The organism is Shigella flexneri 2a str. 301 (genome assembly GCF_000006925.2).
GTDB lineage: Bacteria > Pseudomonadota > Gammaproteobacteria > Enterobacterales > Enterobacteriaceae > ECMA0423.
On record NC_004337.2, the window covers coordinates 878,818 to 903,090 of the forward strand.

The 24,273-nt window shown below is 51.7% G+C and carries 17 protein-coding genes, 3 other annotated features and 1 other gene; of the genes, 12 read left to right on the forward strand and 6 right to left on the reverse strand.

Annotated features, from left to right (window positions below):
- Positions 1-28: 28 nt before the first annotated feature.
- The 3 genes from cydC to trxB all read right to left on the reverse strand — a co-directional run bounded on the left by cydC (position 29) and on the right by trxB (position 4,605).
- Positions 29-1,750, reverse strand: coding sequence for a cysteine/glutathione ABC transporter membrane/ATP-binding protein (gene cydC, locus SF0845; protein ID NP_706771.1), 1,722 nt, complete (start codon positions 1,748-1,750; stop codon positions 29-31).
- Positions 1,751-3,517 carry a cysteine/glutathione ABC transporter membrane/ATP-binding protein gene (cydD, locus tag SF0846; RefSeq protein NP_706772.1) on the reverse strand — a complete coding sequence of 589 codons (1,767 nt, stop codon included), beginning with the start codon at positions 3,515-3,517 and terminating at the stop codon, positions 1,751-1,753. It abuts the gene before it with no gap.
- Between the two features lie 122 nt (positions 3,518-3,639).
- Positions 3,640-4,605: a thioredoxin reductase gene (gene trxB / locus SF0847; RefSeq protein NP_706773.2), complete on the reverse strand. Its 966-nt coding sequence runs from the start codon at positions 4,603-4,605 to the stop codon at positions 3,640-3,642.
- 543 nt (positions 4,606-5,148) lie between these two features.
- Here trxB and lrp point away from each other — a divergent pair.
- The 8 genes from lrp (at position 5,149) to dmsC (ending at position 17,413) form a co-directional block, all read left to right on the forward strand.
- The gene (lrp, locus tag SF0848) at positions 5,149-5,643 is read left to right on the forward strand and encodes a leucine-responsive transcriptional regulator (RefSeq protein ID NP_706774.2); all 495 of its coding nucleotides are present in this window, start codon (positions 5,149-5,151) and stop codon (positions 5,641-5,643) included.
- Positions 5,644-5,777: 134 nt separating this feature from the next.
- Positions 5,778-9,806 (forward strand): DNA translocase FtsK, encoded by a 4,029-nt coding sequence (gene ftsK, locus SF0849; RefSeq protein NP_706775.1) that lies wholly within the window; start codon positions 5,778-5,780, stop codon positions 9,804-9,806.
- Positions 9,807-9,957: 151 nt separating this feature from the next.
- Positions 9,958-10,572, forward strand: coding sequence for a lipoprotein chaperone (gene lolA, locus SF0850; RefSeq protein NP_706776.1), 615 nt, complete (start codon positions 9,958-9,960; stop codon positions 10,570-10,572).
- Positions 10,573-10,582: 10 nt separating this feature from the next.
- Positions 10,583-11,926, forward strand: coding sequence for a recombination factor protein RarA (ycaJ, locus tag SF0851; protein ID NP_706777.1), 1,344 nt, complete (start codon positions 10,583-10,585; stop codon positions 11,924-11,926).
- A 90-nt stretch (positions 11,927-12,016) separates the two neighbouring features.
- Positions 12,017-13,309 (forward strand): seryl-tRNA synthetase, encoded by a 1,293-nt coding sequence (gene serS / locus SF0852; protein ID NP_706778.1) that lies wholly within the window; start codon positions 12,017-12,019, stop codon positions 13,307-13,309.
- Positions 13,310-13,874: 565 nt separating this feature from the next.
- Positions 13,875-15,992, forward strand: an annotated gene (gene dmsA, locus SF0853).
- A 10-nt stretch (positions 15,993-16,002) separates the two neighbouring features.
- Positions 16,003-16,620, forward strand: a complete 618-nt coding sequence (gene dmsB / locus SF0854) for an anaerobic dimethyl sulfoxide reductase subunit B (RefSeq protein ID NP_706780.1) — start codon at positions 16,003-16,005, stop codon at positions 16,618-16,620.
- A 1-nt stretch (position 16,621) separates the two neighbouring features.
- Entirely contained in the window at positions 16,622-17,413 is a 792-nt protein-coding gene (gene dmsC, locus SF0855; protein NP_706781.2) for an anaerobic dimethyl sulfoxide reductase subunit C, read from the forward strand.
- 35 nt (positions 17,414-17,448) lie between these two features.
- Here dmsC and ycaC read toward each other — a convergent pair whose 3' ends face one another.
- Positions 17,449-18,075, reverse strand: coding sequence for a hypothetical protein (gene ycaC / locus SF0856; RefSeq protein ID NP_706782.1), 627 nt, complete (start codon positions 18,073-18,075; stop codon positions 17,449-17,451).
- 314 nt (positions 18,076-18,389) lie between these two features.
- Here ycaC and ycaD point away from each other — a divergent pair, with 314 nt between their 5' ends.
- From ycaD to SF0860, 4 genes are all read left to right on the forward strand, one after another.
- Complete coding sequence (ycaD, locus tag SF0857; protein ID NP_706783.1) at positions 18,390-19,538, forward strand: MFS family transporter protein; 1,149 nt, start codon at positions 18,390-18,392, stop codon at positions 19,536-19,538.
- A 230-nt stretch (positions 19,539-19,768) separates the two neighbouring features.
- Positions 19,769-22,522 (reverse strand) — a mobile genetic element.
- Positions 19,851-20,525 carry an insertion sequence element ISSfl4 transposase gene (locus SF0858; RefSeq protein NP_706784.1) on the forward strand — a complete coding sequence of 225 codons (675 nt, stop codon included), beginning with the start codon at positions 19,851-19,853 and terminating at the stop codon, positions 20,523-20,525. Its footprint overlaps the feature before it by 675 nt.
- A complete protein-coding gene (locus SF0859; RefSeq protein NP_706785.1) occupies positions 20,522-20,869 on the forward strand; it encodes an insertion sequence element ISSfl4 ORF2 in 348 nt (115 codons plus the stop codon). The genes SF0858 and SF0859 overlap by 4 nt, the downstream gene beginning before the upstream one ends.
- Positions 20,889-22,490, forward strand: coding sequence for an insertion sequence element ISSfl4 transposase (locus SF0860; RefSeq protein ID NP_706786.1), 1,602 nt, complete (start codon positions 20,889-20,891; stop codon positions 22,488-22,490).
- Positions 22,522-22,802, forward strand: a mobile genetic element (partial).
- A gap of 219 nt (positions 22,803-23,021) precedes the next feature.
- Positions 23,022-24,270: a mobile genetic element, on the reverse strand.
- Here the strand turns inward: SF0860 and SF0862 are convergent.
- Both SF0862 and SF0863 read right to left on the reverse strand, forming a co-directional pair.
- Positions 23,030-23,869: an insertion sequence element IS911 integrase core domain-containing protein gene (locus SF0862; RefSeq protein ID NP_706788.1), complete on the reverse strand. Its 840-nt coding sequence runs from the start codon at positions 23,867-23,869 to the stop codon at positions 23,030-23,032. Its footprint overlaps the feature before it by 840 nt.
- The gene (locus SF0863; protein ID NP_706789.1) at positions 23,896-24,234 is read right to left on the reverse strand and encodes an insertion sequence element IS911 transposase InsN; all 339 of its coding nucleotides are present in this window, start codon (positions 24,232-24,234) and stop codon (positions 23,896-23,898) included. (Lies within the feature at positions 23,022-24,270.)
- Positions 24,271-24,273: the final 3 nt, after the last annotated feature.

Below are 24,273 nucleotides of genomic sequence, written 5' to 3' on the forward strand. Positions count from 1 at the left end.
CACGCAAGTCGGATCGTTCAATAATAGCTTACAAACCCTGCTTGAACTGGTAATAACGCCCCTGTCTGGCAAGCAGTTCTGCGTGAGTACCTTGCTCAATAATTTGCCCGTTGTCCATCACTATTATTTGTTGGAAACGAGAGAGTCCGCGAAGTCGATGGGTGACCATTAACACCGTTTTCTCACGCATCATTTTTGCAAGCAATTCAAGGATCTGGCTTTCGGTTGTGGCATCTAAGCCTTCGGTAGGTTCATCCAGCAACACCAGTGGCGCATCATGTAACAGCGTACGGGCGATAGCCAGACGGCGCAGTTCACCACCGGAGAGCTGGCGTCCGCCTTCACCTAACCAACTGTTGAGACCTGCATCCTCGAGCAGCTTCTCCAGACCAACGCGACGCAAGATCTCCGACAGAGCCTCATCACTACTGCCAGGCGAGGCGAGTAACAGATTATCACGCAGTGTGGCGCTAAACAGATGCACTCGCTGAGGAACAACGCTGATGGTCTGTCGTAGAGCCGCTTCATTCAGGCTGGCTATGGGGCTATCGTTAAGCAAAATCTCGCCCTGTTGCGGGTCCCATGCGCGGGTCAGCAGTTGTAACAGTGTTGATTTGCCGCATCCGGTTCGCCCGAGAATCGCTATATGTTCCCCGGCGTTTACCTGAAGAGAAATCCCTTTAAGTGCCTGTTGGGATTGCTTCGGATAAGTGAACTGAACATCCCGTAATGTCAGCGAAACGCGATCGGCAACACGAGTTTGGGTATCAGGGAAGGTGACCTCCGGTTTTTGATCCGTTAAGTCAGAGATACGTACGGCAGAGGCAATGACTTGCCCCAGATGCTGAAATGCACCCGTTACTGGTGCCAGTGCTTCAAACGCGGCTAACGCACAAAAGACAAACAGGGCAATTAATGCGCCGGGTTGAGCATTGCCGCCAACGCCGCCAGACGCCATCCACAGCATCAGGATCACCGCTAACGCGCCAATGAGCAGCATTATCGCTTGCGACAATGCGGTCAGTTCAGATTGACGGCGTTGCGCTTCCAGCCATTGAATTTCTGTATTCTCTAGTTGCGTGCGATAACGATCGCTGGCACCAAAAATGGTCAGCTCAGCTTGCCCTTGCAGCCAGGCCGTCAGTTGTTGGCGATACTGTCCGCGAAGATGAGTCAGATTTTGCCCGGTGCTTTTTCCCGCACGATAAAACAGCGGTGGCATCAGGAAAAGCGTCAGTAACATAACGCTGCCCAGCGTAAAGGCGAGGGTGAAATCAAGGAAACTTAACCCGATTGTCACCACCATAATCACCACAAAAGCGCCCACCAGCGGCGAGATAACGCGCAGGTAAAGATGATCGAGCGTATCAACATCCGCCACCACGCGGTTGAGCAATTCGCCCTGACGATAGCGCGCCAGTCCGGCAGGGGAGAGGGGCAACAATTTGCTGAAGGTGTAAATGCGCAGATGCTGCAACACGCGGAAAGTCGCGTCGTGACTTACCAGACGTTCAAAATAACGCCCGGCAGTACGGGTGATTGCGGCACCACGCACGCCCGCAGCGGGTAGCATATAGTTGAAGCTGTACAGTCCGGCAACCCCCGCAACCGCTGAGGCCGAGAGGAACCAGCCGGAAAGTGTCAACAGACCGATACTGGCGAGCAGCGTCACAATTGCCAGCACAATACCAAGACTTAACATCCATTTATGACGTTTATACAGTGCCAGATAGGGTAGCAAAGCGCGCATTTAAATCTCCTCCTGACGATGGGCCAGTAATGTGGCGAATGGGCCACCAGCCACACTTAATTCCGCGTAACGTCCTTGCTCAATAATCCGGCCATCCTGCATAACCCAAATGACATCCCAGTCAGCAAGATCTTCTAACTGGTGGGTGACCATTAACGTTGTCTGGCGCAGAGAGGCGGCATTCAGCGCCTCCATTACGCGCTGTTCACTGTGAGCATCAAGGCTGGCAGCGGGTTCATCCAACAGTAATAGCGAACAGGGATTTAGTAACGCACGGGCCACCGCCACGCGCTGCGCCTGCCCCACGGAAAGGCGGGCAGCCTGGTCGCCAACAGGTGTATCAACGCCTTGTGGCAGGAGCGGTAGAAACTCGCTGACCCAGGCGTTATCCAGCGCTGCTTGTAATTCTTGTTCGCTGGCATCAGGTCGCGCCAGTAGTACGTTATCCCGCAATTTTGCTGCCGGTAATTGTGGGTTTTGCCCAACCCAGGAGAGATGTTTACGCCATGATTCTGGTGATAAATCACGTAATTCTATCCCGTTGATTCGTAATGATCCCTGATATGAGAGAAAACCAGAAAGCGCGTTCAGCAGTGAGCTTTTACCTGAACCGCTGCGGCCAACCAACACTGCACGTTGGCCTGCTGGCAAAGTAAAGTTCAGCGGTCCGGCCAGCGTTTTACCTTCCGGCGACGTGATAAACAGATCCTCGGCCTCAATGGTCAGCGGATCGGTCAATGCTAATTCCGCCTCACCGCGCTGCGGATGGGCGAGCGGGGTTTCCATAAACGTTTTCAGACTGTCAGCTGCACCAACAGCCTGGGCTTTAGCATGATAAAACGTACCGAGATCGCGTAATGGCTGGAAAAACTCTGGCGCAAGGATCAGGGCCAGAAAACCTGCAGCCAGCGTCACCCCAGTATCGTAGTGACCAAAATCCAGCTCGCCGAGATAGGAAAAACCAAAGTAGACCGCCACCAGAGCAATTGACAGCGAGGTAAAAAATTCGAGAATGCCGGAGGATAAAAACGCCAGTCGTAGCACTTCCATTGTCCGTTGGCGGAAATCTTCCGAAGCAGAACGAATACTTTCAATTTCAGCTTCACCACGACCAAAAATACGCAATGTTTCCATGCCGCGCAGGCGATCGAGGAAATGCCCACTTAAGCGAGCAAGAGCGAGAAAGTTACGCCGGTTAGCATCGGCAGCCCCCATTCCAACCAGCGCCATAAACAACGGAATTAGCGGTGCTGTGCCCAGCAGAATGAGCGCCGCAGCCCAGTTAGAGGGGAAGATCGCCACCACAATCAGCAACGGCACCGACACTGCCAGCGCCATTTGCGGCAGATAGCGTGCATAGTAATCATGCATATCGTCAATTTGCTCGAGTACCAGCGTCGCCCAGCTCCCCGCAGGTTTACCCTGAATCCACGCTGGCCCTGCTTGTTGCAGACGGTCGAGAACCTGACGGCGGATGGCAAAGCGGATATGCTGCCCGGCGTGATAACCCACCCGTTCGCGTAACCAGACCACCCATGCGCGCAATACAAAGGTCAGAACCAGTAACGTAAAGGGAAGCAGCAGGGCTTCACGGGGAATATTCTCCATAATCATATGTTGCAGAATTCGCGCCATGAACCAGGCCTGGGCAATGATCAATATGCCGCTTACAAAGCCCAGCAGACGAGAAATATTCAGCCAACGTTGGGAGATGACGCTTTGCTGTTTTAACCAGCGGGTTAACTCTTTTTGACGAGATTTATTCATTGCACGCTTAGCAGGTGAGTTATCAGAATTATTTGCAGAGCAATGTTACAACGGGGAAAAAATAAAGGCGACCCATAGTCGCAAGGTGTCGCCTTCTTTACTTTTGTTACTGATTTGTAAAATTATTTTGCGTCAGCTAAACCATCGAGGTAGCGTTCCGCATCAAGTGCTGCCATGCAGCCAGTACCGGCCGAAGTAATGGCCTGGCGATAAATGTGATCCATCACGTCGCCTGCGGCAAAGACGCCAGGAATGCTGGTCTGGGTGGCATTACCATGAATACCCGACTGTACTTTGATGTAGCCGTTTTCCAGTTCCAGCTGCCCTTCGAAAATCGCAGTATTCGGGCTGTGACCGATAGCAACAAACAGACCGGCAACGTCGAGTGACTCGATGTTATCGCTGTTTTGCGTATCGCGCAGACGAACGCCAGTGACACCCATTTGATCGCCGGTCACTTCTTCCAGCGTACGGTTGGTGTGCAGAATGATGTTGCCGTTCTCCACTTTATCCATCAGACGCTTAATAAGGATTTTTTCCGCGCGGAAACCGTCACGGCGGTGAATCAGATGCACTTCCGAAGCGATGTTAGACAGATACAGCGCCTCTTCAACCGCGGTATTGCCGCCGCCGATGACCGCAACTTTCTGGTTGCGATAGAAGAAACCGTCGCAGGTTGCACAAGCAGAAACCCCACGGCCTTTAAAGGCTTCTTCAGAGGGCAGGCCGAGATAGCGTGCAGAAGCTCCGGTGGCAATAATCAGCGCGTCGCAAGTGTATTCGCCGTTATCGCCATTCAGACGGAACGGACGGTTTTGCAGATCCACCTTGTTGATATGATCAAAAATGATCTCAGTTTCAAACTTGGTGGCATGTTCGTGCATGCGCGCCATTAATAACGGACCGGTCAGATCGTTTGGATCACCAGGCCAGTTTTCCACTTCCGTGGTGGTGGTCAGTTGGCCGCCTTTTTCCATGCCGGTAATCAGCACAGGTTGCAGGTTGGCGCGCGCCGCGTAGACAGCAGCGGTGTATCCCGCCGGGCCTGAACCCAGGATAAGCAGTTTACTGTGTTTGGTCGTGCCCATGAGATCCCCATAGTTGTTGGCAGACAATGGGCAGGATTGTAGGGAATTTACAGACGTAAAAAAAGAGTATGACGATTTTGTTAACAATTTGTGCAATCGGCAGCATCGATAAGCAGGTCAAATTCTCCCGTCATTATCACCTCTGCTACTTAAATTTCCCGCTTTATAAGCCGATTAAATGATGAATAAACGCCCCTGTTAATGAATATCTGGCATGTTGTACTAAAAATCGATGTTTTGCTTTGACAATCCCCTGGTGTTTTGCGAAAACATTCGAGGAAGAAAAAAACAGTATTCTTATATGCGCATAACCATGTATGTAAATACCATGTTTACCGTGCTAGTGAAATCTACGTATGGCGTGGACAGACGCCATTCGTGATGTCGATAGCTGCCACAAGGCAACGGTCTTCTCACCGTAGACCCAGGCATTGCGCGCCGTGAATCTTCATGATTTCGGTCTATCGTGACGGGTAGCGACTCTGAACAGTGATGTTTCAGGGTCAGACAGGAGTAGGGAAGGAATACAGAGAGACAATAATAATGGTAGATAGCAAGAAGCGCCCTGGCAAAGATCTCGACCGTATCGATCGTAACATTCTTAATGAGTTGCAAAAGGATGGGCGTATTTCTAACGTCGAGCTTTCTAAACGTGTGGGACTTTCCCCAACGCCGTGCCTTGAGCGTGTGCGTCGGCTGGAAAGACAAGGGTTTATTCAGGGCTATACGGCGCTGCTTAACCCCCATTATCTGGATGCATCACTTCTGGTATTCGTTGAGATTACTCTGAATCGTGGCGCACCGGATGTGTTTGAACAATTCAATACCGCTGTACAAAAACTTGAAGAAATTCAGGAGTGTCATTTAGTATCTGGTGATTTCGACTACCTGTTGAAAACACGCGTGCCGGATATGTCAGCTTACCGTAAGTTGCTAGGGGAAACCCTGCTGCGTCTGCCTGGCGTCAATGACACACGGACATACGTTGTTATGGAAGAAGTCAAGCAGAGTAATCGTCTGGTTATTAAGACGCGCTAACACGGAACAGGTGCAAAATCGGCGTATTTTGATTACACTCCTGTTAATCCATACAGCAACAGTACTGGGGTAACCTGGTACTGTTGTCCGTTTTAGCATCGGGCAGGAAAAGCCTGTAACCTGGAGAGCCTTTCTTGAGCCAGGAATACACTGAAGACAAAGAAGTCACATTGACAAAGTTAAGTAGCGGCCGCCGCCTTCTGGAGGCATTGCTGATCCTTATTGTCCTGTTTGCCGTCTGGTTGATGGCTGCCTTACTAAGCTTTAACCCTTCGGACCCCAGCTGGTCGCAAACGGCCTGGCATGAACCTATCCATAATTTAGGTGGGATGCCCGGTGCGTGGTTGGCAGATACGCTGTTCTTTATTTTTGGCGTGATGGCTTACACCATTCCCGTCATTATTGTCGGCGGTTGTTGGTTTGCCTGGCGTCATCAGTCCAGCGACGAATACATTGATTATTTTGCCGTTTCGCTACGCATCATTGGCGTTTTGGCGCTCATCCTTACCTCCTGTGGTCTGGCGGCAATCAACGCTGACGATATCTGGTATTTTGCCTCCGGTGGCGTCATTGGCAGCTTACTAAGCACTACGCTACAACCACTGCTACACAGTAGCGGGGGAACTATTGCGCTGCTCTGCGTTTGGGCAGCGGGCCTGACGTTGTTCACCGGTTGGTCATGGGTGACCATTGCTGAAAAACTCGGCGGCTGGATTTTAAACATTCTCACCTTCGCCAGTAATCGTACCCGTCGCGATGATACCTGGGTCGATGAAGATGAGTATGAAGACGACGAAGAGTATGAAGATGAAAATCACGGCAAACAGCATGAATCACGCCGTGCCCGTATTCTTCGCGGCGCGCTAGCGCGTCGTAAACGGTTGGCGGAAAAATTCATTAATCCGATGGGGCGGCAAACAGACGCTGCGTTGTTCTCCGGTAAGCGGATGGATGATGACGAAGAGATTACCTACACTGCACGCGGTGTGGCTGCCGACCCGGACGACGTCCTATTTTCGGGCAATCGTGCAACGCAGCCAGAATATGACGAATACGATCCATTATTAAACAGTGCGCCAATTACCGAACCTGTCGCTGTAGCAGCTGCTGCTACCACGGCGACACAAAGCTGGGCTGCGCCGGTTGAACCTGTGACTCAGACGCCGCCTGTTGCCTCTGTTGATGTTCCACCTTCGCAACCTACAGTAGCCTGGCAGCCTGTACCGGGTCCACAAACGGGAGAGCCGGTTATTGCTCCTGCACCGGAAGGTTACCCACAGCAGTCACAATATGCGCAGCCTGCAGTGCAATATAATGAGCCGCTGCAACAACCAGTACAGCCGCAGCAGCCGTATTATGCACCTGCAGCTGAACAACCTGCGCAACAGCCGTATTATGCCCCTGCGCCAGAACAACCGGTGGCAGGTAACGCCTGGCAAGCCGAAGAGCAGCAATCCACTTTTGCTCCACAGTCTACATACCAGACTGAGCAAACTTATCAGCAGCCAGCCGCTCAGGAGCCGTTGTACCAACAGCCGCAACCCGTTGAACAGCAGCCTGTTGTGGAGCCTGAACCCGTTGTAGAAGAGACAAAACCCGCGCGTCCGCCGCTTTACTATTTTGAAGAAGTGGAAGAGAAGCGAGCCCGTGAACGTGAACAACTTGCGGCCTGGTATCAACCGATTCCAGAACCGGTTAAAGAACCAGAACCGATCAAATCTTCGCTGAAAGCACCTTCTGTTGCAGCAGTACCTCCAGTAGAAGCCGCTGCCGCTGTTTCTCCGCTGGCATCTGGCGTGAAAAAAGCGACACTGGCGACGGGGGCTGCCGCAACCGTTGCCGCGCCAGTCTTCAGTCTGGCAAATAGCGGTGGACCGCGTCCGCAGGTCAAAGAGGGGATTGGCCCGCAGTTGCCACGACCGAAACGTATCCGCGTGCCAACTCGTCGTGAATTGGCGTCTTACGGTATTAAGCTGCCCTCACAGCGTGCGGCGGAAGAAAAAGCCCGTGAAGCCCAGCGCAATCAGTATGATTCTGGCGATCAGTATAACGATGATGAAATCGATGCGATGCAGCAGGATGAACTGGCACGTCAGTTCGCCCAGACACAGCAGCAACGCTATGGCGAACAGTATCAACATGATGTGCCCGTAAACGCAGAAGATGCAGATGCTGCGGCAGAGGCTGAACTGGCTCGTCAGTTTGCGCAAACTCAACAACAACGTTATTCCGGCGAACAACCGGCTGGGGCGAATCCGTTCTCGCTGGATGATTTTGAATTTTCGCCAATGAAAGCGTTGCTGGATGATGGTCCACACGAACCGCTGTTTACGCCAATTGTTGAACCTGTACAGCAGCCGCAACAACCGGTTGCACCACAGCAGCAGTATCAGCAGCCACAACAGCCGGTTGCGCCACAGCAGCAGTATCAGCAGCCACAACAGCAGGTTGCGCCGCAGCCACAATATCAGCAGCCGCAACAACCGGTTGCGCCACAGCAGCAATATCAGCAGCCGCAACAACCAGTTGCGCCGCAGCCGCAGTATCAACAGCCGCAACAACCGGTTGCACCGCAGCCGCAGTATCAGCAGCCACAACAGCCAGTTGCGCCACAGCCGCAGGATACCCTGCTTCATCCGCTGTTGATGCGTAATGGCGACAGCCGTCCGTTGCACAAACCGACGACGCCGCTGCCTTCTCTGGATTTGCTGACACCGCCGCCGAGCGAAGTGGAGCCGGTAGATACCTTTGCGCTTGAACAAATGGCGCGTCTGGTGGAAGCGCGTCTGGCTGATTTCCGTATTAAAGCCGATGTCGTTAATTACTCTCCGGGGCCAGTTATCACTCGCTTTGAACTTAACCTGGCTCCTGGCGTAAAAGCGGCGCGCATTTCTAACTTGTCACGGGACCTTGCCCGTTCACTTTCGACGGTGGCGGTGCGTGTCGTTGAAGTTATTCCTGGCAAACCCTATGTAGGTCTGGAGTTACCAAATAAAAAACGACAAACCGTTTATCTGCGCGAAGTTTTGGATAACGCCAAATTCCGCGATAATCCGTCGCCATTAACCGTGGTGCTGGGTAAAGATATCGCCGGTGAGCCGGTGGTTGCCGATCTGGCGAAAATGCCGCACTTGTTGGTTGCGGGGACTACCGGTTCCGGTAAATCTGTCGGTGTGAACGCGATGATCCTGAGCATGCTTTATAAAGCACAGCCAGAAGATGTGCGTTTCATCATGATCGACCCGAAAATGCTGGAGCTTTCGGTTTATGAAGGCATTCCGCACCTGTTAACGGAAGTCGTTACTGATATGAAAGATGCCGCCAACGCGCTGCGCTGGTGTGTTAACGAGATGGAGCGTCGGTATAAACTGATGTCTGCGCTGGGTGTGCGTAATCTGGCGGGTTATAACGAAAAAATTGCTGAAGCCGATCGCATGATGCGTCCGATTCCAGACCCGTACTGGAAGCCGGGTGACAGTATGGATGCCCAGCATCCGGTGCTGAAAAAAGAACCATACATTGTCGTGTTGGTTGACGAATTTGCCGACCTGATGATGACGGTAGGTAAAAAAGTGGAAGAGCTGATAGCTCGTCTGGCGCAAAAAGCCCGTGCCGCGGGTATCCACCTCGTACTGGCAACTCAGCGTCCATCGGTTGATGTTATTACTGGTCTGATTAAAGCGAATATTCCGACCCGTATCGCCTTTACCGTATCCAGTAAGATTGACTCACGTACCATTCTTGATCAGGCTGGCGCGGAATCACTGCTGGGTATGGGGGATATGCTCTACTCTGGGCCGAACTCCACGTTGCCGGTACGTGTTCATGGTGCTTTTGTTCGCGATCAGGAAGTTCATGCCGTGGTGCAGGACTGGAAAGCGCGTGGTCGCCCACAGTATGTTGATGGCATCACCTCCGACAGCGAAAGCGAAGGTGGTGCGGGTGGTTTCGATGGCGCTGAAGAACTGGATCCGTTGTTCGATCAGGCGGTGCAGTTTGTCACTGAAAAACGCAAAGCGTCAATTTCTGGCGTACAGCGTCAGTTCCGCATTGGTTATAACCGTGCAGCGCGTATTATCGAACAGATGGAAGCGCAGGGGATTGTCAGCGAACAGGGGCACAACGGTAATCGTGAAGTGCTGGCCCCACCGCCGTTTGACTAATTAATGCATTGCCGGATAAGGCGCGGTAGCGTCGCATCCGGCACTCTATCAACTGAAAATTCAGTATTTTCTTCTTTCCTCAAGCTGATTATTAGCCTGGAATAGAGAGTAGAGGGAACTCCCGATCGGGAGTGACGTAATTTGAGGAATAATGATGAAAAAAATTGCTATCACCTGTGCATTACTCTCAAGCTTAGTAGCAAGCAGCGTTTGGGCTGATGCCGCAAGCGATCTGAAAAGCCGCCTGGATAAAGTCAGCAGCTTCCACGCCAGCTTCACACAAAAAGTGACTGACGGTAGCGGCGCGGCGGTGCAGGAAGGTCAGGGCGATCTGTGGGTGAAACGTCCAAACTTATTCAACTGGCATATGACACAACCTGATGAAAGCATTCTGGTTTCTGACGGTAAAACACTGTGGTTCTATAACCCGTTCGTTGAGCAAGCTACGGCAACCTGGCTGAAAGATGCCACCGGTAATACGCCGTTTATGCTGATTGCCCGCAACCAGTCCAGCGACTGGCAGCAGTACAATATCAAACAGAATGGCGATGACTTTGTCCTGACGCCGAAAGCCAGCAATGGCAATCTGAAGCAGTTCACCATTAACGTGGGACGTGATGGCACAATCCATCAGTTTAGCGCGGTGGAGCAGGACGATCAGCGCAGCAGTTATCAGCTGAAATCCCAGCAAAATGGGGCTGTGGATGCAGCGAAATTTACCTTCACCCCGCCGCAAGGCGTCACGGTAGATGATCAACGTAAGTAGAGGCACCTGAGTGAGCAATCTGTCGCTCGATTTTTCGGATAATACTTTTCAACCTCTGGCCGCGCGTATGCGGCCAGAAAATTTAGCACAGTATATCGGTCAGCAACATTTGCTGGCTGCGGGGAAGCCGTTGCCGCGCGCTATCGAAGCCGGGCATTTGCATTCTATGATCCTCTGGGGGCCACCGGGTACCGGCAAAACAACCCTCGCTGAAGTGATTGCCCGCTATGCGAACGCTGATGTGGAACGTATTTCTGCCGTCACCTCTGGCGTGAAAGAGATTCGCGAGGCGATCGAGCGCGCCCGGCAAAACCGCAATGCAGGTCGCCGCACTATTCTTTTTGTTGACGAAGTTCACCGTTTCAACAAAAGCCAGCAGGATGCATTTCTGCCACATATTGAAGACGGCACCATCACTTTTATTGGCGCAACCACTGAAAACCCGTCGTTTGAGCTTAATTCGGCACTGCTTTCCCGTGCCCGTGTTTATCTGTTGAAATCCCTGAGTACAGAGGATATTGAGCAAGTACTAACTCAGGCGATGGAAGACAAAACCCGTGGCTATGGTGGTCAGGATATTGTTCTGCCAGATGATACACGACGTGCCATTGCAGAACTGGTGAATGGCGACGCGCGCCGGGCGTTAAATACGCTGGAAATGATGGCGGATATGGCCGAAGTCTATGATAGCGGTAAGCGGGTCCTGAAGCCTGAATTACTGACCGAAATCGCCGGTGAACGTAGCGCCCGCTTTGATAACAAAGGCGATCGCTTTTACGATCTAATTTCCGCACTGCATAAGTCGGTACGTGGTAGCGCACCCGATGCGGCGCTGTACTGGTATGCGCGAATTATTACCGCTGGTGGCGATCCGTTATATGTCGCGCGTCGCTGTCTGGCGATTGCGTCTGAAGACGTCGGTAATGCCGATCCACGGGCGATGCAGGTGGCAATTGCGGCCTGGGATTGCTTTACTCGCGTTGGCCCGGCGGAAGGTGAACGCGCCATTGCTCAGGCGATTGTTTACCTGGCCTGCGCGCCAAAAAGCAACGCTGTCTACACTGCGTTTAAAGCCGCGCTGGCCGATGCTCGCGAACGCCCGGATTATGACGTGCCGGTTCATTTGCGTAATGCGCCGACGAAATTAATGAAGGAAATGGGCTACGGGCAGGAATATCGTTATGCTCATGATGAAGCAAACGCTTATGCTGCCGGTGAGGTTTACTTCCCGCCGGAAATAGCACAAACACGCTATTATTTCCCGACAAACAGGGGCCTTGAAGGCAAGATTGGTGAAAAGCTCGCCTGGCTGGCTGAACAGGATCAAAATAGCCCCATAAAACGCTACCGTTAATGTTATCGTTGCGGTAATGTTGTTACTGTATCCCTGTGGTCGCAGGCTGTGGCCACATCTCCCATTTAATTCGATAAGCACAGGATAAGCATGCTCGATCCCAATCTGCTGCGTAATGAGCCAGACGCAGTCGCTGAAAAACTGGCACGCCGGGGCTTTAAGCTGGATGTAGATAAGCTGGGCGCTCTTGAAGAGCGTCGTAAAGTATTGCAGGTCAAAACGGAAAACCTGCAAGCGGAGCGTAACTCCCGATCGAAATCCATTGGCCAGGCGAAAGCGCGCGGGGAAGATATCGAGCCTTTACGTCTGGAAGTGAACAAACTGGGCGAAGAGCTGGATGCAGCAAAAGCCGAGCTGGATGCTTTACAGGCTGAAATTCGCGATATCGCGCTGACCATCCCTAACCTGCCTGCAGATGAAGTGCCGGTAGGTAAAGACGAAAATGACAACGTTGAAGTCAGCCGCTGGGGTACCCCGCGTGAGTTTGACTTTGAAGTTCGTGACCACGTGACGCTGGGTGAAATGCACTCTGGCCTCGACTTTGCAGCTGCAGTTAAGCTGACTGGTTCCCGCTTTGTGGTAATGAAAGGGCAGATTGCTCGCATGCACCGCGCACTGTCGCAGTTTATGCTGGATCTGCATACCGAACAGCATGGCTACAGTGAGAACTATGTTCCGTACCTGGTTAACCAGGACACGCTGTACGGTACGGGTCAGCTGCCGAAATTTGCTGGCGATCTGTTCCATACTCGTCCGCTGGAAGAAGAAGCAGACACCAGTAACTATGCGCTGATCCCAACGGCAGAAGTTCCGCTGACTAACCTGGTGCGCGGTGAAATCATCGATGAAGATGATCTGCCAATTAAGATGACCGCCCACACCCCATGCTTCCGTTCTGAAGCCGGTTCATATGGTCGTGACACCCGTGGTCTGATCCGTATGCACCAGTTCGACAAAGTTGAAATGGTGCAGATCGTGCGCCCAGAAGACTCAATGGCGGCGCTGGAAGAGATGACTGGTCATGCAGAAAAAGTCCTGCAGTTGCTGGGCCTGCCGTACCGTAAAATCATCCTTTGCACTGGCGACATGGGCTTTGGCGCTTGCAAAACTTACGACCTGGAAGTATGGATCCCGGCACAGAACACCTACCGTGAGATCTCTTCCTGCTCCAACGTTTGGGATTTCCAGGCACGTCGTATGCAGGCACGTTGCCGCAGCAAGTCGGACAAGAAAACCCGTCTGGTTCATACCCTGAACGGTTCTGGTCTGGCTGTTGGTCGTACGCTGGTTGCAGTAATGGAAAACTATCAGCAGGCTGATGGTCGTATTGAAGTACCAGAAGTTCTGCGTCCGTATATGAACGGACTGGAATATATTGGCTAATACCCAATTTTTCTGAATCTAAAAAGCGCCTTTAGGGCGCTTTTTTTGTCTCCCTTTGATACCGAACAATAATTACTCCTCACTTACACGTAATACTACTTTCGAGTGAAAATCTACCTATCTCTTTGATTTTCAAATTATTCTATGTATACAAGCCTATATAGCGAGCTGCTATAGAAATAATTACACAATACGGTTTGTTACTGGAATCAATCGTGATCAAGCTTGAGTGAGCCATTATGAAAACGAAAATCCCTGATGCGGTATTGGCTGCTGAGGAGAGTCGCCGTGGTTTGGTAAAAACGACAGCGATCGGCGGCCTGGCAATGGCCAGCAGCGCATTAACATTACCTTTTAGTCGGATTGCGCACGCTGTCGATAGCGCCATTCCAACAAAATCAGACGAAAAGGTTATCTGGAGCGCCTGTACAGTTAACTGTGGTAGTCGCTGCCCGCTACGTATGCACGTCGTGGACGGTGAAATCAAATATGTCGAAACGACAATACCGGCGATGACAATTACGACGGCCTACACTAGGTTCGCGCCTGCCTGCGTGGGCGTTCCATGCGTCACCGTGTCTACAATCCGGACCGCCTGAAATATCCGATGAAACGAGTCGGGGCGCGCGGTGAAGGCAAATTCGAGCGCATTAGCTGGGAAGAAGCCTACGACATCATCGCGACCAATATGCAGCGCCTGATCAAAGAGTACGGCAACGAGTCTATCTATCTGAACTATGGCACCGGTACGCTGGGCGGCACCATGACCCGCTCCTGGCCGCCGGGAAATACCCTGGTCGCGCGCCTGATGAACTGCTGCGGCGGTTATCTTAACCATTACGGTGACTACTCTTCCGCGCAAATTGCGGAAGGTTTGAACCATACCTACGGCGGCTGGGCAGATGGTAACAGCCCGTCGGATATCGAAAACAGTAAATTGGTAGTGCTGTTTGGTAATAACCCAGGCGAAACGCGAATGAGTGGCGGTGGGGTGACTTACTATCTTGAACAGGCACGCCAGAAATCTAATGCTCGCATGATCATCATCGATCCGCGCTATACCGACACCGGTGCCGGGCGCGAAGATGAGTGGATCCCTATTCGTCCAGGAACAGATGCCGCACTGGTTAACGGTCTGGCGTACGTCATGATCACTAAAAACCTGGTGGATCAGGCATTCCTCGATAAATATTGCGTTGGCTATGACGAGAAAACCCTGCCCGCCAGTGCGCCGAAAAATGGTCATTATAAAGCTTATATTCTGGGTGAAGGGCCAGATGGCGTGGCTAAAACACCGGAATGGGCCTCGCAAATCACCGGTGTTCCGGCAGACAAAATCATCAAACTGGCTCGTGAAATCGGCAGTACCAAACCGGCGTTTATCAGCCAGGGATGGGGCCCGCAGCGTCACGCTAACGGTGAAATCGCAACCCGTGCTATCTCGATGCTGGCGATTCTGACCGGTAACGTTGGTATTAATGGAGGGAACAGCGGCGCGCGTGAAGGTTCATACAGCTTACCGTTTGTCCGTATGCCGACCTTGGAAAACCCGATCCAGACCAGCATTTCGATGTTTATGTGGACCGATGCCATTGAACGTGGCCCGGAAATGACGGCGCTGCGTGATGGTGTGCGCGGGAAAGATAAGCTGGATGTGCCGATCAAAATGATCTGGAACTATGCCGGTAACTGCCTGATTAACCAGCATTCTGAAATCAACCGTACCCATGAAATCCTCCAGGATGATAAGAAGTGCGAGCTGATTGTGGTTATCGACTGCCACATGACCTCATCGGCGAAATATGCTGACATCCTGCTGCCTGACTGCACCGCTTCCGAACAGATGGACTTTGCACTGGATGCATCCTGCGGGAATATGTCTTACGTGATTTTCAACGATCAGGTGATTAAACCGCGCTTTGAATGTAAGACCATCTATGAAATGACCAGCGAACTGGCAAAACGTCTTGGCGTTGAGCAACAGTTTACTGAAGGCCGTACCCAGGAAGAGTGGATGCGGCATCTGTATGCCCAGTCGCGGGAAGCGATTCCTGAACTGCCAACGTTTGAAGAGTTCCGCAAGCAGGGGATCTTTAAAAAGCGCGACCCACAAGGGCATCACGTTGCTTATAAAGCCTTCCGTGAAGATCCGCAGGCAAACCCACTGACTACGCCATCGGGCAAAATTGAGATTTATTCGCAGGCGCTGGCTGACATTGCCGCTACCTGGGAATTGCCAGAAGGCGATGTGATCGATCCACTGCCGATCTACACGCCGGGCTTTGAAAGTTATCAGGATCCGCTGAACAAACAGTATCCGCTGCAGCTTACAGGTTTCCACTATAAATCTCGCGTTCACTCAACTTACGGCAACGTTGATGTGCTGAAAGCGGCTTGCCGTCAGGAAATGTGGATCAACCCGCTTGATGCCCAAAAACGCGGTATCCACAACGGCGATAAAGTCAGGATCTTTAACGATCGTGGTGAGGTTCATATTGAGGCGAAAGTGACGCCACGAATGATGCCGGGCGTGGTCGCACTGGGTGAAGGCGCCTGGTATGACCCGGATGCAAAACGTGTCGATAAGGGCGGTTGTATCAACGTACTGACCACTCAACGTCCGTCTCCTCTCGCTAAGGGGAATCCGTCACATACAAACCTTGTTCAGGTTGAAAAGGTGTAAGGAGTAACCGATGACAACCCAGTATGGATTTTTTATTGATTCCAGCCGTTGCGCCGGTTGCAAAACCTGCGAGCTGGCTTGTAAAGACTACAAAGATTTGACGCCAGAAGTCAGTTTCCGCCGCATTTATGAATATGCTGGCGGCGACTGGCAGGAAGATAACGGTGTCTGGCACCAGAACGTGTTTGCCTACTATCTGTCGATTTCGTGCAACCACTGCGAAGATCCGGCTTGTACTAAAGTCTGCCCGAGCGGTGCGATGCATAAACGCGAAGATGGTTTTGTTGTGGTCGATGAAGATGTATGCATTGGCTGCCGTTACTGTCATATGGCTTGCCCGTATGGCGCACCGCAATATAACGAAACGAAAGGCCATATGACCAAATGCGATGGTTGTTATGACCGTGTTGCGGAGGGTAAAAAGCCGATCTGTGTTGAATCTTGCCCGCTGCGGGCGCTGGATTTCGGCCCTATCGACGAGCTGCGTAAAAAACATGGCGATCTGGCGGCCGTTGCGCCGTTGCCGCGAGCTCACTTTACCAAACCGAATATTGTGATCAAACCCAATGCCAATAGCCGCCCGACCGGGGATACCACTGGCTATCTGGCAAACCCGAAGGAGGTGTGAGATGGGAAGTGGATGGCATGAATGGCCGCTGATGATCTTCACGGTCTTCGGGCAATGTGTGGCGGGTGGTTTTATCGTTCTGGCTTTGGCGCTGCTCAAAGGCGACCTGCGAGCAGAAGCCCAGCAGCGTGTTATCGCCTGCATGTTTGGCTTATGGGTACTGATGGGCATTGGCTTTATCGCCTCTATGCTCCATCTTGGTTCACCGATGCGCGCCTTTAACTCGCTCAACCGGGTAGGGGCTTCAGCACTCAGTAACGAAATCGCCAGCGGTTCGATCTTTTTTGCTGTAGGCGGCATCGGCTGGTTGCTGGCAATGCTGAAAAAGCTGTCACCGGCATTGCGTACGCTATGGCTGGTGGTGACGATGGTTCTTGGCGTCGTCTTTGTCTGGATGATGGTGCGTGTGTATAACAGCATTGATACCGTTCCGACCTGGTACAGCATCTGGACGCCGATGGGCTGGGCGATGCGTCTGCTGCCAGCCATTTCTGTACTGGCACTGGTGGTGAGTGGCGTGATGTCAGTGATGCAGGGCACAGAGCTGGCAACTATTCATAGTTCTGTGCAGCAGGCCGCAGCGCTGGTGCCGGACTATGGTGCGCTGATGTCCTGGCGGATCGTGCTTTTGGCCGTTGCCCTGTGCTTGTGGATTGCACCACAGCTAAAAGGTTATCAGCCTGCGGTTCCGCTACTATCCGTCTCATTCATTCTGCTTCTGGCAGGGGAATTAATCGGTCGCGGCGTATTCTATGGTTTGCATATGACCGTGGGGATGGCCGTCGCAAGCTAATCAGTAACAACCGGGGTTTCGGCCCCGGTTCTCTTTTATTTCTGCTTCGTTAACGTGTCATAACTGGTCATCAAATTACGATAATCAGGAATATGGTTAGAGAACAACGTCGCCAGTCCTTCAATATCATTACGCCAGTCACGGTGCAGCTCGCAAGCCACGCCGAACCATGTCATCAATTGCGCACCAGCTTGCGACATGCGATCCCACGCCGAATGCCGGGTAATTTCATTAAAGGTCCCTGATGCATCAGTCACGACAAAGACATCAAACCCTTCTTCAATGGCTGAAAGCGCCGGGAATGCCACGCAAACTTCGGTTACCACACCGGCAATAATTAACTGTTTTTTACCTGTCGCTTTGACTGCTTTTACAAAATCTTCGTTATCCCAGGCGTTAATATTGCCCGGGCGAGCAATGTAAGGTGCATCGGGGAATTGTGCTTTCAGTTCTAGAACTAATGGGCCGTTAGGACCGGTTTCAAAACTGGTGGTAAGAATAGTTGGTAAGTTGAAATACTTAGCCAGGTCACCCAGCGCCAGCACGTTATTTTTAAACTTATCGGGTTCGATATCCCGTACAAGGGAAAGTAAACCAGCCTGGTGATCAACAAGCAAAACGGCAGCATCATTTTTATCAAGACGAACATACGGTTTGGTCATCCTCTTCTCCTTTCGAGAGTCAGTGGTACGTCTGAAATCGGTCAGACGCGATGCATTGCTCTGAAAGCATAGACGGGAAATATGAGTTTGCTGTGACCATGAAATTTTTCGACTGAACGAAGCGTATGAAATTTGTGTTAGATCAATAAAAACAATCAGATGAGATTAATCATCTCTTCAGCATTAGCGTTATGAATGAGTAATATAAATCGATAATACCGCCGCTGCGATATGCGCGTATTTTCACCCATTGACAATGTTTTTGGCGGTGGCATGATGCGCATGAAATTTGAACTTCCTCACGGTTTTAATTCATGTCCACGTATACCCGGCCTGTCATGCTTTTGCTGTCTGGCCTGCTTTTGTTGACTCTGGCGATCGCGGTGTTAAATACACTCGTGCCGCTTTGGCTCGCCCAGGAACACATGTCCACATGGCAGGTAGGCGTTGTCAGCTCATCCTATTTTACCGGCAACCTTGTCGGTACATTGCTGACAGGGTATGTCATTAAACGCATTGGCTTTAACCGCAGCTATTATCTGTCCTCCTTCATTTTTGCTGCTGGCTGTGCCGGCCTTGGCCTGATGATTGGTTTCTGGAGCTGGTTGGCGTGGCGTTTTGTCGCGGGCGTCGGCTGTGCCATGATTTGGGTGGTTGTTGAGAGCGCGCTGATGTGCAGTGGGACGTCACGTAACCGTGGGCGTTTGCTTGCTGCGTATATGATGGTTTATTACGTGGGAACGTTTTTAGGCCAGTTACTGGTCAGCAAAGTCTCAACCGAGCTGATGAGCGTATTGCCGTGGGTTACAGGTTTGACATTGGCAGGGATCTTACCGCTGTTGTTTACGCGTGTCCTGAATCAGCAGGCTGAAAACCATGATTCGACGTCAATTACGGCAATGCTAAAACTCCGTCAGGCGCGGCTTGGCGTGAATGGCTGCATTATCTCAGGAATCGTTCTGGGATCTCTATATGGCCTGATGCCTCTGTACCTCAATCACAAAGGGGTGAGCAATGCCAGTATTGGTTTCTGGATGGCGGTACTGGTCAGTGCGGGTATCCTCGGACAATGGCCGATTGGACGTCTGGCGGATAAGTTTGGTCGACTGCTGGTTTTGCGTGTTCAGGTCTTTGTCGTCATTCTCGGCAGTATTGCGATGCTTAGCCAGGCGGCGATGGCCCCAGCGTTATTCATCCTCGGTGCCGCTGGCTTTACGCTATATCCGGTGGCGATGGCCTGGGCTTGTGAGAAAGTTGAACATCATCAACTGGTGGCGATGAACCAAGCCTTACTGTTGAGCTATACCGTGGGAAGTCTGCTTGGCCCGTCATTTAGCGCTATGCTAATGCAGAATTTCTCCGATAATTTATTGTTTATCATGATCGCCAGCGTATCGTTTATCTATTTGCTGATGCTGCTTCGCAACGCCGGTCATACGCCGAAACCCGTTGCTCACGTGTAAATGAATTCAAGCAAAGTGTGAACTTACTGTTTCACACTCTGCTTTTTTGTTTCTTCTATCTGACTTGCTTTTTTCCAAATTTTATTCGTTTAAAAATAAAATGTGCAGCAGGTTATAATTTTGCATTTCGCTATTTCCGCACTTCTTATTTGCCGCGCATAATCCCTCGTTTTACAGATGCCCCTTTAATTTTGGCGAAGGATTTGTCTATGGCTGGGAATGTTCAGGAAGTAAGCGCCCCATCAGCGACGTCTTGTGAAAATTGTCCTGTCTGGCAACAATCGCGCCCATCTATATTGATGGACACGAACGATGAATTCCCAGACAACAAAAGATATTCCCTGCTTCCGTTCTTATTTGCCTGATGCCCTGCGTTTAAGATTTGAAGATAAACTGACCATCCGGGCCATCGCTCAGCGTCTGGGTCTCAGTCATTCCACAATACATACGCTTTTTCAGCGATTTCTTGCATCCGGTATCGCATGGCCATTGCCCGATTCAGTTTCATTCGCTCAACTTGACGCCATCCTTTATGCCAACAGAAAGAAGGAATTAACAGAGCCTCAAATCAGAGAAGGCTCATGGCGAAAAGAACGGCGAACCAGCTATAGCCGTGAATTTAAGGTCCGTCTGGCTAAGCAGGCGTTACAGCCTGGGGCTGTTGTTGCCCGGATCGCCAGAGAACACGATATCAATAATAACCTGCTGTTTAAATGGAAAAGCCAGTACGAGGACGGCTTACTGAGCGATGATGACATACAGGAATGCATGCCTGTCCCGGTGGCACTGACTGATACGCCGGAGCCGACCAGACCAGTTACAAATCCCTTCTGGCGTAACAAGCATGATGAGCGCCCTGAGGGGGCTCCCGGAAACGTCCCACGGTGCGAGCTGCATCTTAAATCAGGTGTGGTAAAACTGTTTGACCCTCTCACTCCGGAACTGTTACGGGCGCTAATCCGCGAAATGAAAGGGGGTATCCGATGATAACGCTGCCGACCGGTACCAAAATCTGGATCATCGCTGGCATCACAGATATGCGTTGTGGCTTCAATGGCCTGGCTTCGAAGGTGCAGAACACGCTGAAAGATGACCCGTTCTCCGGGCATATCTTCGTCTTCCGGGGCCGCAGTGGCAAAATGGTGAAAATACTGTGGGCCGATCGTGACGGGTTATGCCTGTTCACCAAACGTCTGAAACGGGGCCGCTTCGTCTGGCCGGTGACCCGGGAAGGGAAAGTGCACCTGACGCCAGCTCAGTTATCCATGCTACTGGAGGGGATCGCGTGGCAACATCCCAAACGGACAGAACGGCCTGGCATCCGGATATAACCCGTGATAAAACAAGGGAATGAACAATGAACTCCCCGATGATATTGAGCTGCTTAAAGCCATGTTGCGTAAGCAACAGAGTCGGCTTCGACAGTATGCCTGTCAGGTCGCGGGCTATGAGCAGGAAATTGAACGGCTGAAAGCGCAACTCGACAGGTTGCGTCGTATGTTGTTCGGCCAGAGTTCAGAGAAAAAGCGTCATAAGCTTGAAAATCAGATCCGACAGGCAGAAAAACGACTGTCGGAACTGGAAAACCGGCTGAACACAGCCAGAAATCTTCTGGAAGATGCATCGTCAGTCACAGATTCACCTGACACCAGTCCCCCGTCAGAAAACCCGATCGCCAGTAAGCCTGAATCCCCGGGACGAAAATCTTCACGAAAACCGCTGCCGGCAGAACTTCCCCGGGAGACACATCGCCTTCTGCCTGCTGAAACCAGTTGCCCGGCCTGTGGAGGTGTTCTGAAAGAAATGGGGGAAACAATCTCAGAGCAACTGGATATCATTAATACCGCCTTTAAAGTTATCGAAACCATACGTCCCAAACTGGCCTGTAGCCGGTGTGATGTCATCGTTCAGGCACCACTTCCTCCTAAACCGATCGAACGCGGTTATGCCAGTGCAGGGTTACTTGCACGGATCCTGGTCAGCAAATATATGGAACATATCCCTTTATATCGCCAGTCAGAAATATACGCGCGACAGGGCGTGGAGCTGAGCCGTAATACCATGGTGCGCTGGGTATCAGAAATGGCAGACAAACTCCGTCCTCTGTATATAGCGCTGAATGACTATGTTCTGGAGGCAGGAAAGGTGCACGCAGATGACACTCCGGTGAAAGTACTGGCCCCGGGGAACGGAAAGACGAAAACGGGTCGTCTGTGGGTATACGTCAGGGATGATCGTAATGCGGGTTCATCCCTGCCGGCAGCCGTCTGGTTCGCGTATTCGGCAGATCGCAAAGGAGAACATCCGCAGCTCCACCTGGCAAAGTATCAGGGCGTACTGCAGGCTGATGCCTATGCAGGTTATAACGTACTGTACGAAACGGGCCGGGTGAAGGAAGCCGGGTGCCTGGCCCACGCCCGCCGAAAAATCCATGACGAGGATGTGCGCCGTCCGACAGAAATGACTCAGGAAGCGCTCAGACGGATAGCAGAGTTATACGACATAGAAGCGGAGATACGTGGCAGTCCGGCAGAGGAACGGCTTGCAGTCAGAAAAGCCAGAAGCGTCCAGTTGATGCAGTCGTTGTACGACTGGATACAGTTGCAGAGGAAAACGCTGTCGAAACATGCGGAGATGGCGAAGGCGTTCGACTATATCCTGAATCACTGGAATGCGCTGAACGAGTTCTGTCGTGACGGCTGGGTGGAAATAGACAACAACATCGGTGAAAACGCGTTACGATCGGTGGCGGTTGGAAGAAAAAATTATCTCTTTTTCGGCTCAGACAAGGGAGGAGAAAGTGCGGCGATCATCTACAGTCTGCTGGTCACCTGCAAACAGAACGAAGTGGAGCCGGAGGACTGGTTGCGCGAAGTGATCGAGAAGCTCAATGACTGGCCGTCGAACCAAGTGCATGAACTGCTGCCCTGGAACTTCTCGTCTGTAAAATAATCCTTACGCTACGTACTTCTCGGGGCGCTTACGGATGTTGGGACTTGAACCGAAGAACACGGCGGTGCGGAGTCCGGAGAGTAACGGAATAGCAGAGAGCTTCGTGAAAACGATAAAGCGTGACTACATCAGTATCATGCCCAAACCAGACGGGTTAACGGCAGCAAAGAACCTTGCAGAGGCGTTCGAGCATTATAACGAATGGCATCCGCATAGTGCGCTGGGTTACCGCTCGCCACGGGAATATCTGCGGCAGCGGGCTTGTAATGGGTTAAGTGATAACAGATGTCTGGAAATATAGGGGCAAATCCAGTCACCGCGATTATCTCCGCTCTGGTTATCTGCATCATCGTCTGCCTGTCATGGGCTGTTAATCATTACCGTGATAACGCCATTACCTACAAAGAGCAGCGCGACAAAAACGCAAGAGAACTGAAGCTGGCGAACGCAACCATTACTGACATGCAGCAGCGCCAGCGTGCTGCTGATGCACTCGATGCTAAATACACGACGGAGTTAGCCAATGCGAAATGAAGTGGTCAACAAAAACTGGCCACCGAGTTAGAGTTTTTCCAGTATCGATTTTCCGATTCGTTTGGGGGTAACCCACCGTTATATTCGTGCGGTCTTAGTGCACTGTAATATCCAACGATATAGTCCGTTATGGCGTGAGCTGCCTCGCTGAAGCTTACGTAACCCACCACCGGCATCCATTCGTTCTTCAGACTCCTGAAGAAGCGTTCCATTGGGCTGTTATCCCAGCAGTTTCCGCGCCGGCTCATACTCTGTCTGATCTGGTATCGCCACAATAACTGCCGGAACTGCCTGCTCGTATAATGACTGCCCTGATCGCTGTGGAACATCACCCCGCCGGGCTTACCACGGGTTTCCCATGCCATTTCCAGCGCTTTCATGGTGAGCCTGCTGTCCGGCGAGAACGACATGGCCCAGCCCACTGGTTTTCTTGCGAACAGGTCGAGAACAACGGCGAGGTACGCCCAGCGCTTACCCGTCCAGATATAGGTCACATCACCGCACCACACCTGATTTGGCTCGGTCACGGCGAACTGCCTTTCAAGGTAGTTAGGGATAGCAACATGTTCATGACCACCACGTTTATACCGGTGAGTCGGCTGCTGACAGCTGACCAGCCCCAGCTCTTTCATGAGCCTGCCAGCAAGCCAGCGTCCCATCTGGTAGCCTCTCCGGGTTGCCATTGTGGCGATGCTTCTTGCTCCGGCCGAACCGTGGCTGATGCCATGTAGCTCAAGTACCTGACTGCGTAATACAGCCCGTCTGCCGTCTGGTTTTTCAGGACGGTTTTTCCAGTATCTGTAGCTGCTGCGATGAACCCCGAACACATGGCAGAGTGTGACCACAGGATAATGCGCTCTGAGTTTCCCGATTATCGAGAACTGTTCAGGGAGTCTGACATCAAGAGCGCGGTAGCCTTTTTTAATATTTCATTCTCCATTTCAATGCGTTGTAGCTTTTTCCTGAGCTCACGGATTTCAATTTGTTCCGGGGTAATGGGGGAGGCTTTTGGTGTTTTGCCCTGACGCTCATCACGCAGTTGTTTGACCCATCTTGTCATTGTGGAAAGGCCAACATCCATAGCTTTGGCGGCATCTGCCACCGTGTATTTCTGGTCAACAACCAGTTGAGCGGATTCGCGTTTAAACTCTGCGCTAAAATTTCTTTTTTTCATTGGAGCACCTGTGTTGTTCTGAGGTGAGCATATCACCTCTGTTCAGGTGGCCAAATTCAGTGTGCCACTTCACAC

Coding starts and splice junctions, on each gene's coding strand:
- cydC (NP_706771.1), bottom strand. CDS start 1,750: ATGCGCGCTTTGCTACCCTATCTGGCACTGTATAAACGTCATAAATGG.
- cydD (NP_706772.1), bottom strand. CDS start 3,517: ATGAATAAATCTCGTCAAAAAGAGTTAACCCGCTGGTTAAAACAGCAA.
- trxB (NP_706773.2), bottom strand. CDS start 4,605: ATGGGCACGACCAAACACAGTAAACTGCTTATCCTGGGTTCAGGCCCG.
- lrp (NP_706774.2), top strand. CDS start 5,149: ATGGTAGATAGCAAGAAGCGCCCTGGCAAAGATCTCGACCGTATCGAT.
- lolA (NP_706776.1), top strand. CDS start 9,958: ATGATGAAAAAAATTGCTATCACCTGTGCATTACTCTCAAGCTTAGTA.
- serS (NP_706778.1), top strand. CDS start 12,017: ATGCTCGATCCCAATCTGCTGCGTAATGAGCCAGACGCAGTCGCTGAA.
- dmsB (NP_706780.1), top strand. CDS start 16,003: ATGACAACCCAGTATGGATTTTTTATTGATTCCAGCCGTTGCGCCGGT.
- dmsC (NP_706781.2), top strand. CDS start 16,622: ATGGGAAGTGGATGGCATGAATGGCCGCTGATGATCTTCACGGTCTTC.
- ycaC (NP_706782.1), bottom strand. CDS start 18,075: ATGACCAAACCGTATGTTCGTCTTGATAAAAATGATGCTGCCGTTTTG.
- ycaD (NP_706783.1), top strand. CDS start 18,390: ATGTCCACGTATACCCGGCCTGTCATGCTTTTGCTGTCTGGCCTGCTT.
- SF0858 (NP_706784.1), top strand. CDS start 19,851: ATGAATTCCCAGACAACAAAAGATATTCCCTGCTTCCGTTCTTATTTG.
- SF0859 (NP_706785.1), top strand. CDS start 20,522: ATGATAACGCTGCCGACCGGTACCAAAATCTGGATCATCGCTGGCATC.
- SF0860 (NP_706786.1), top strand. CDS start 20,889: ATGAACAATGAACTCCCCGATGATATTGAGCTGCTTAAAGCCATGTTG.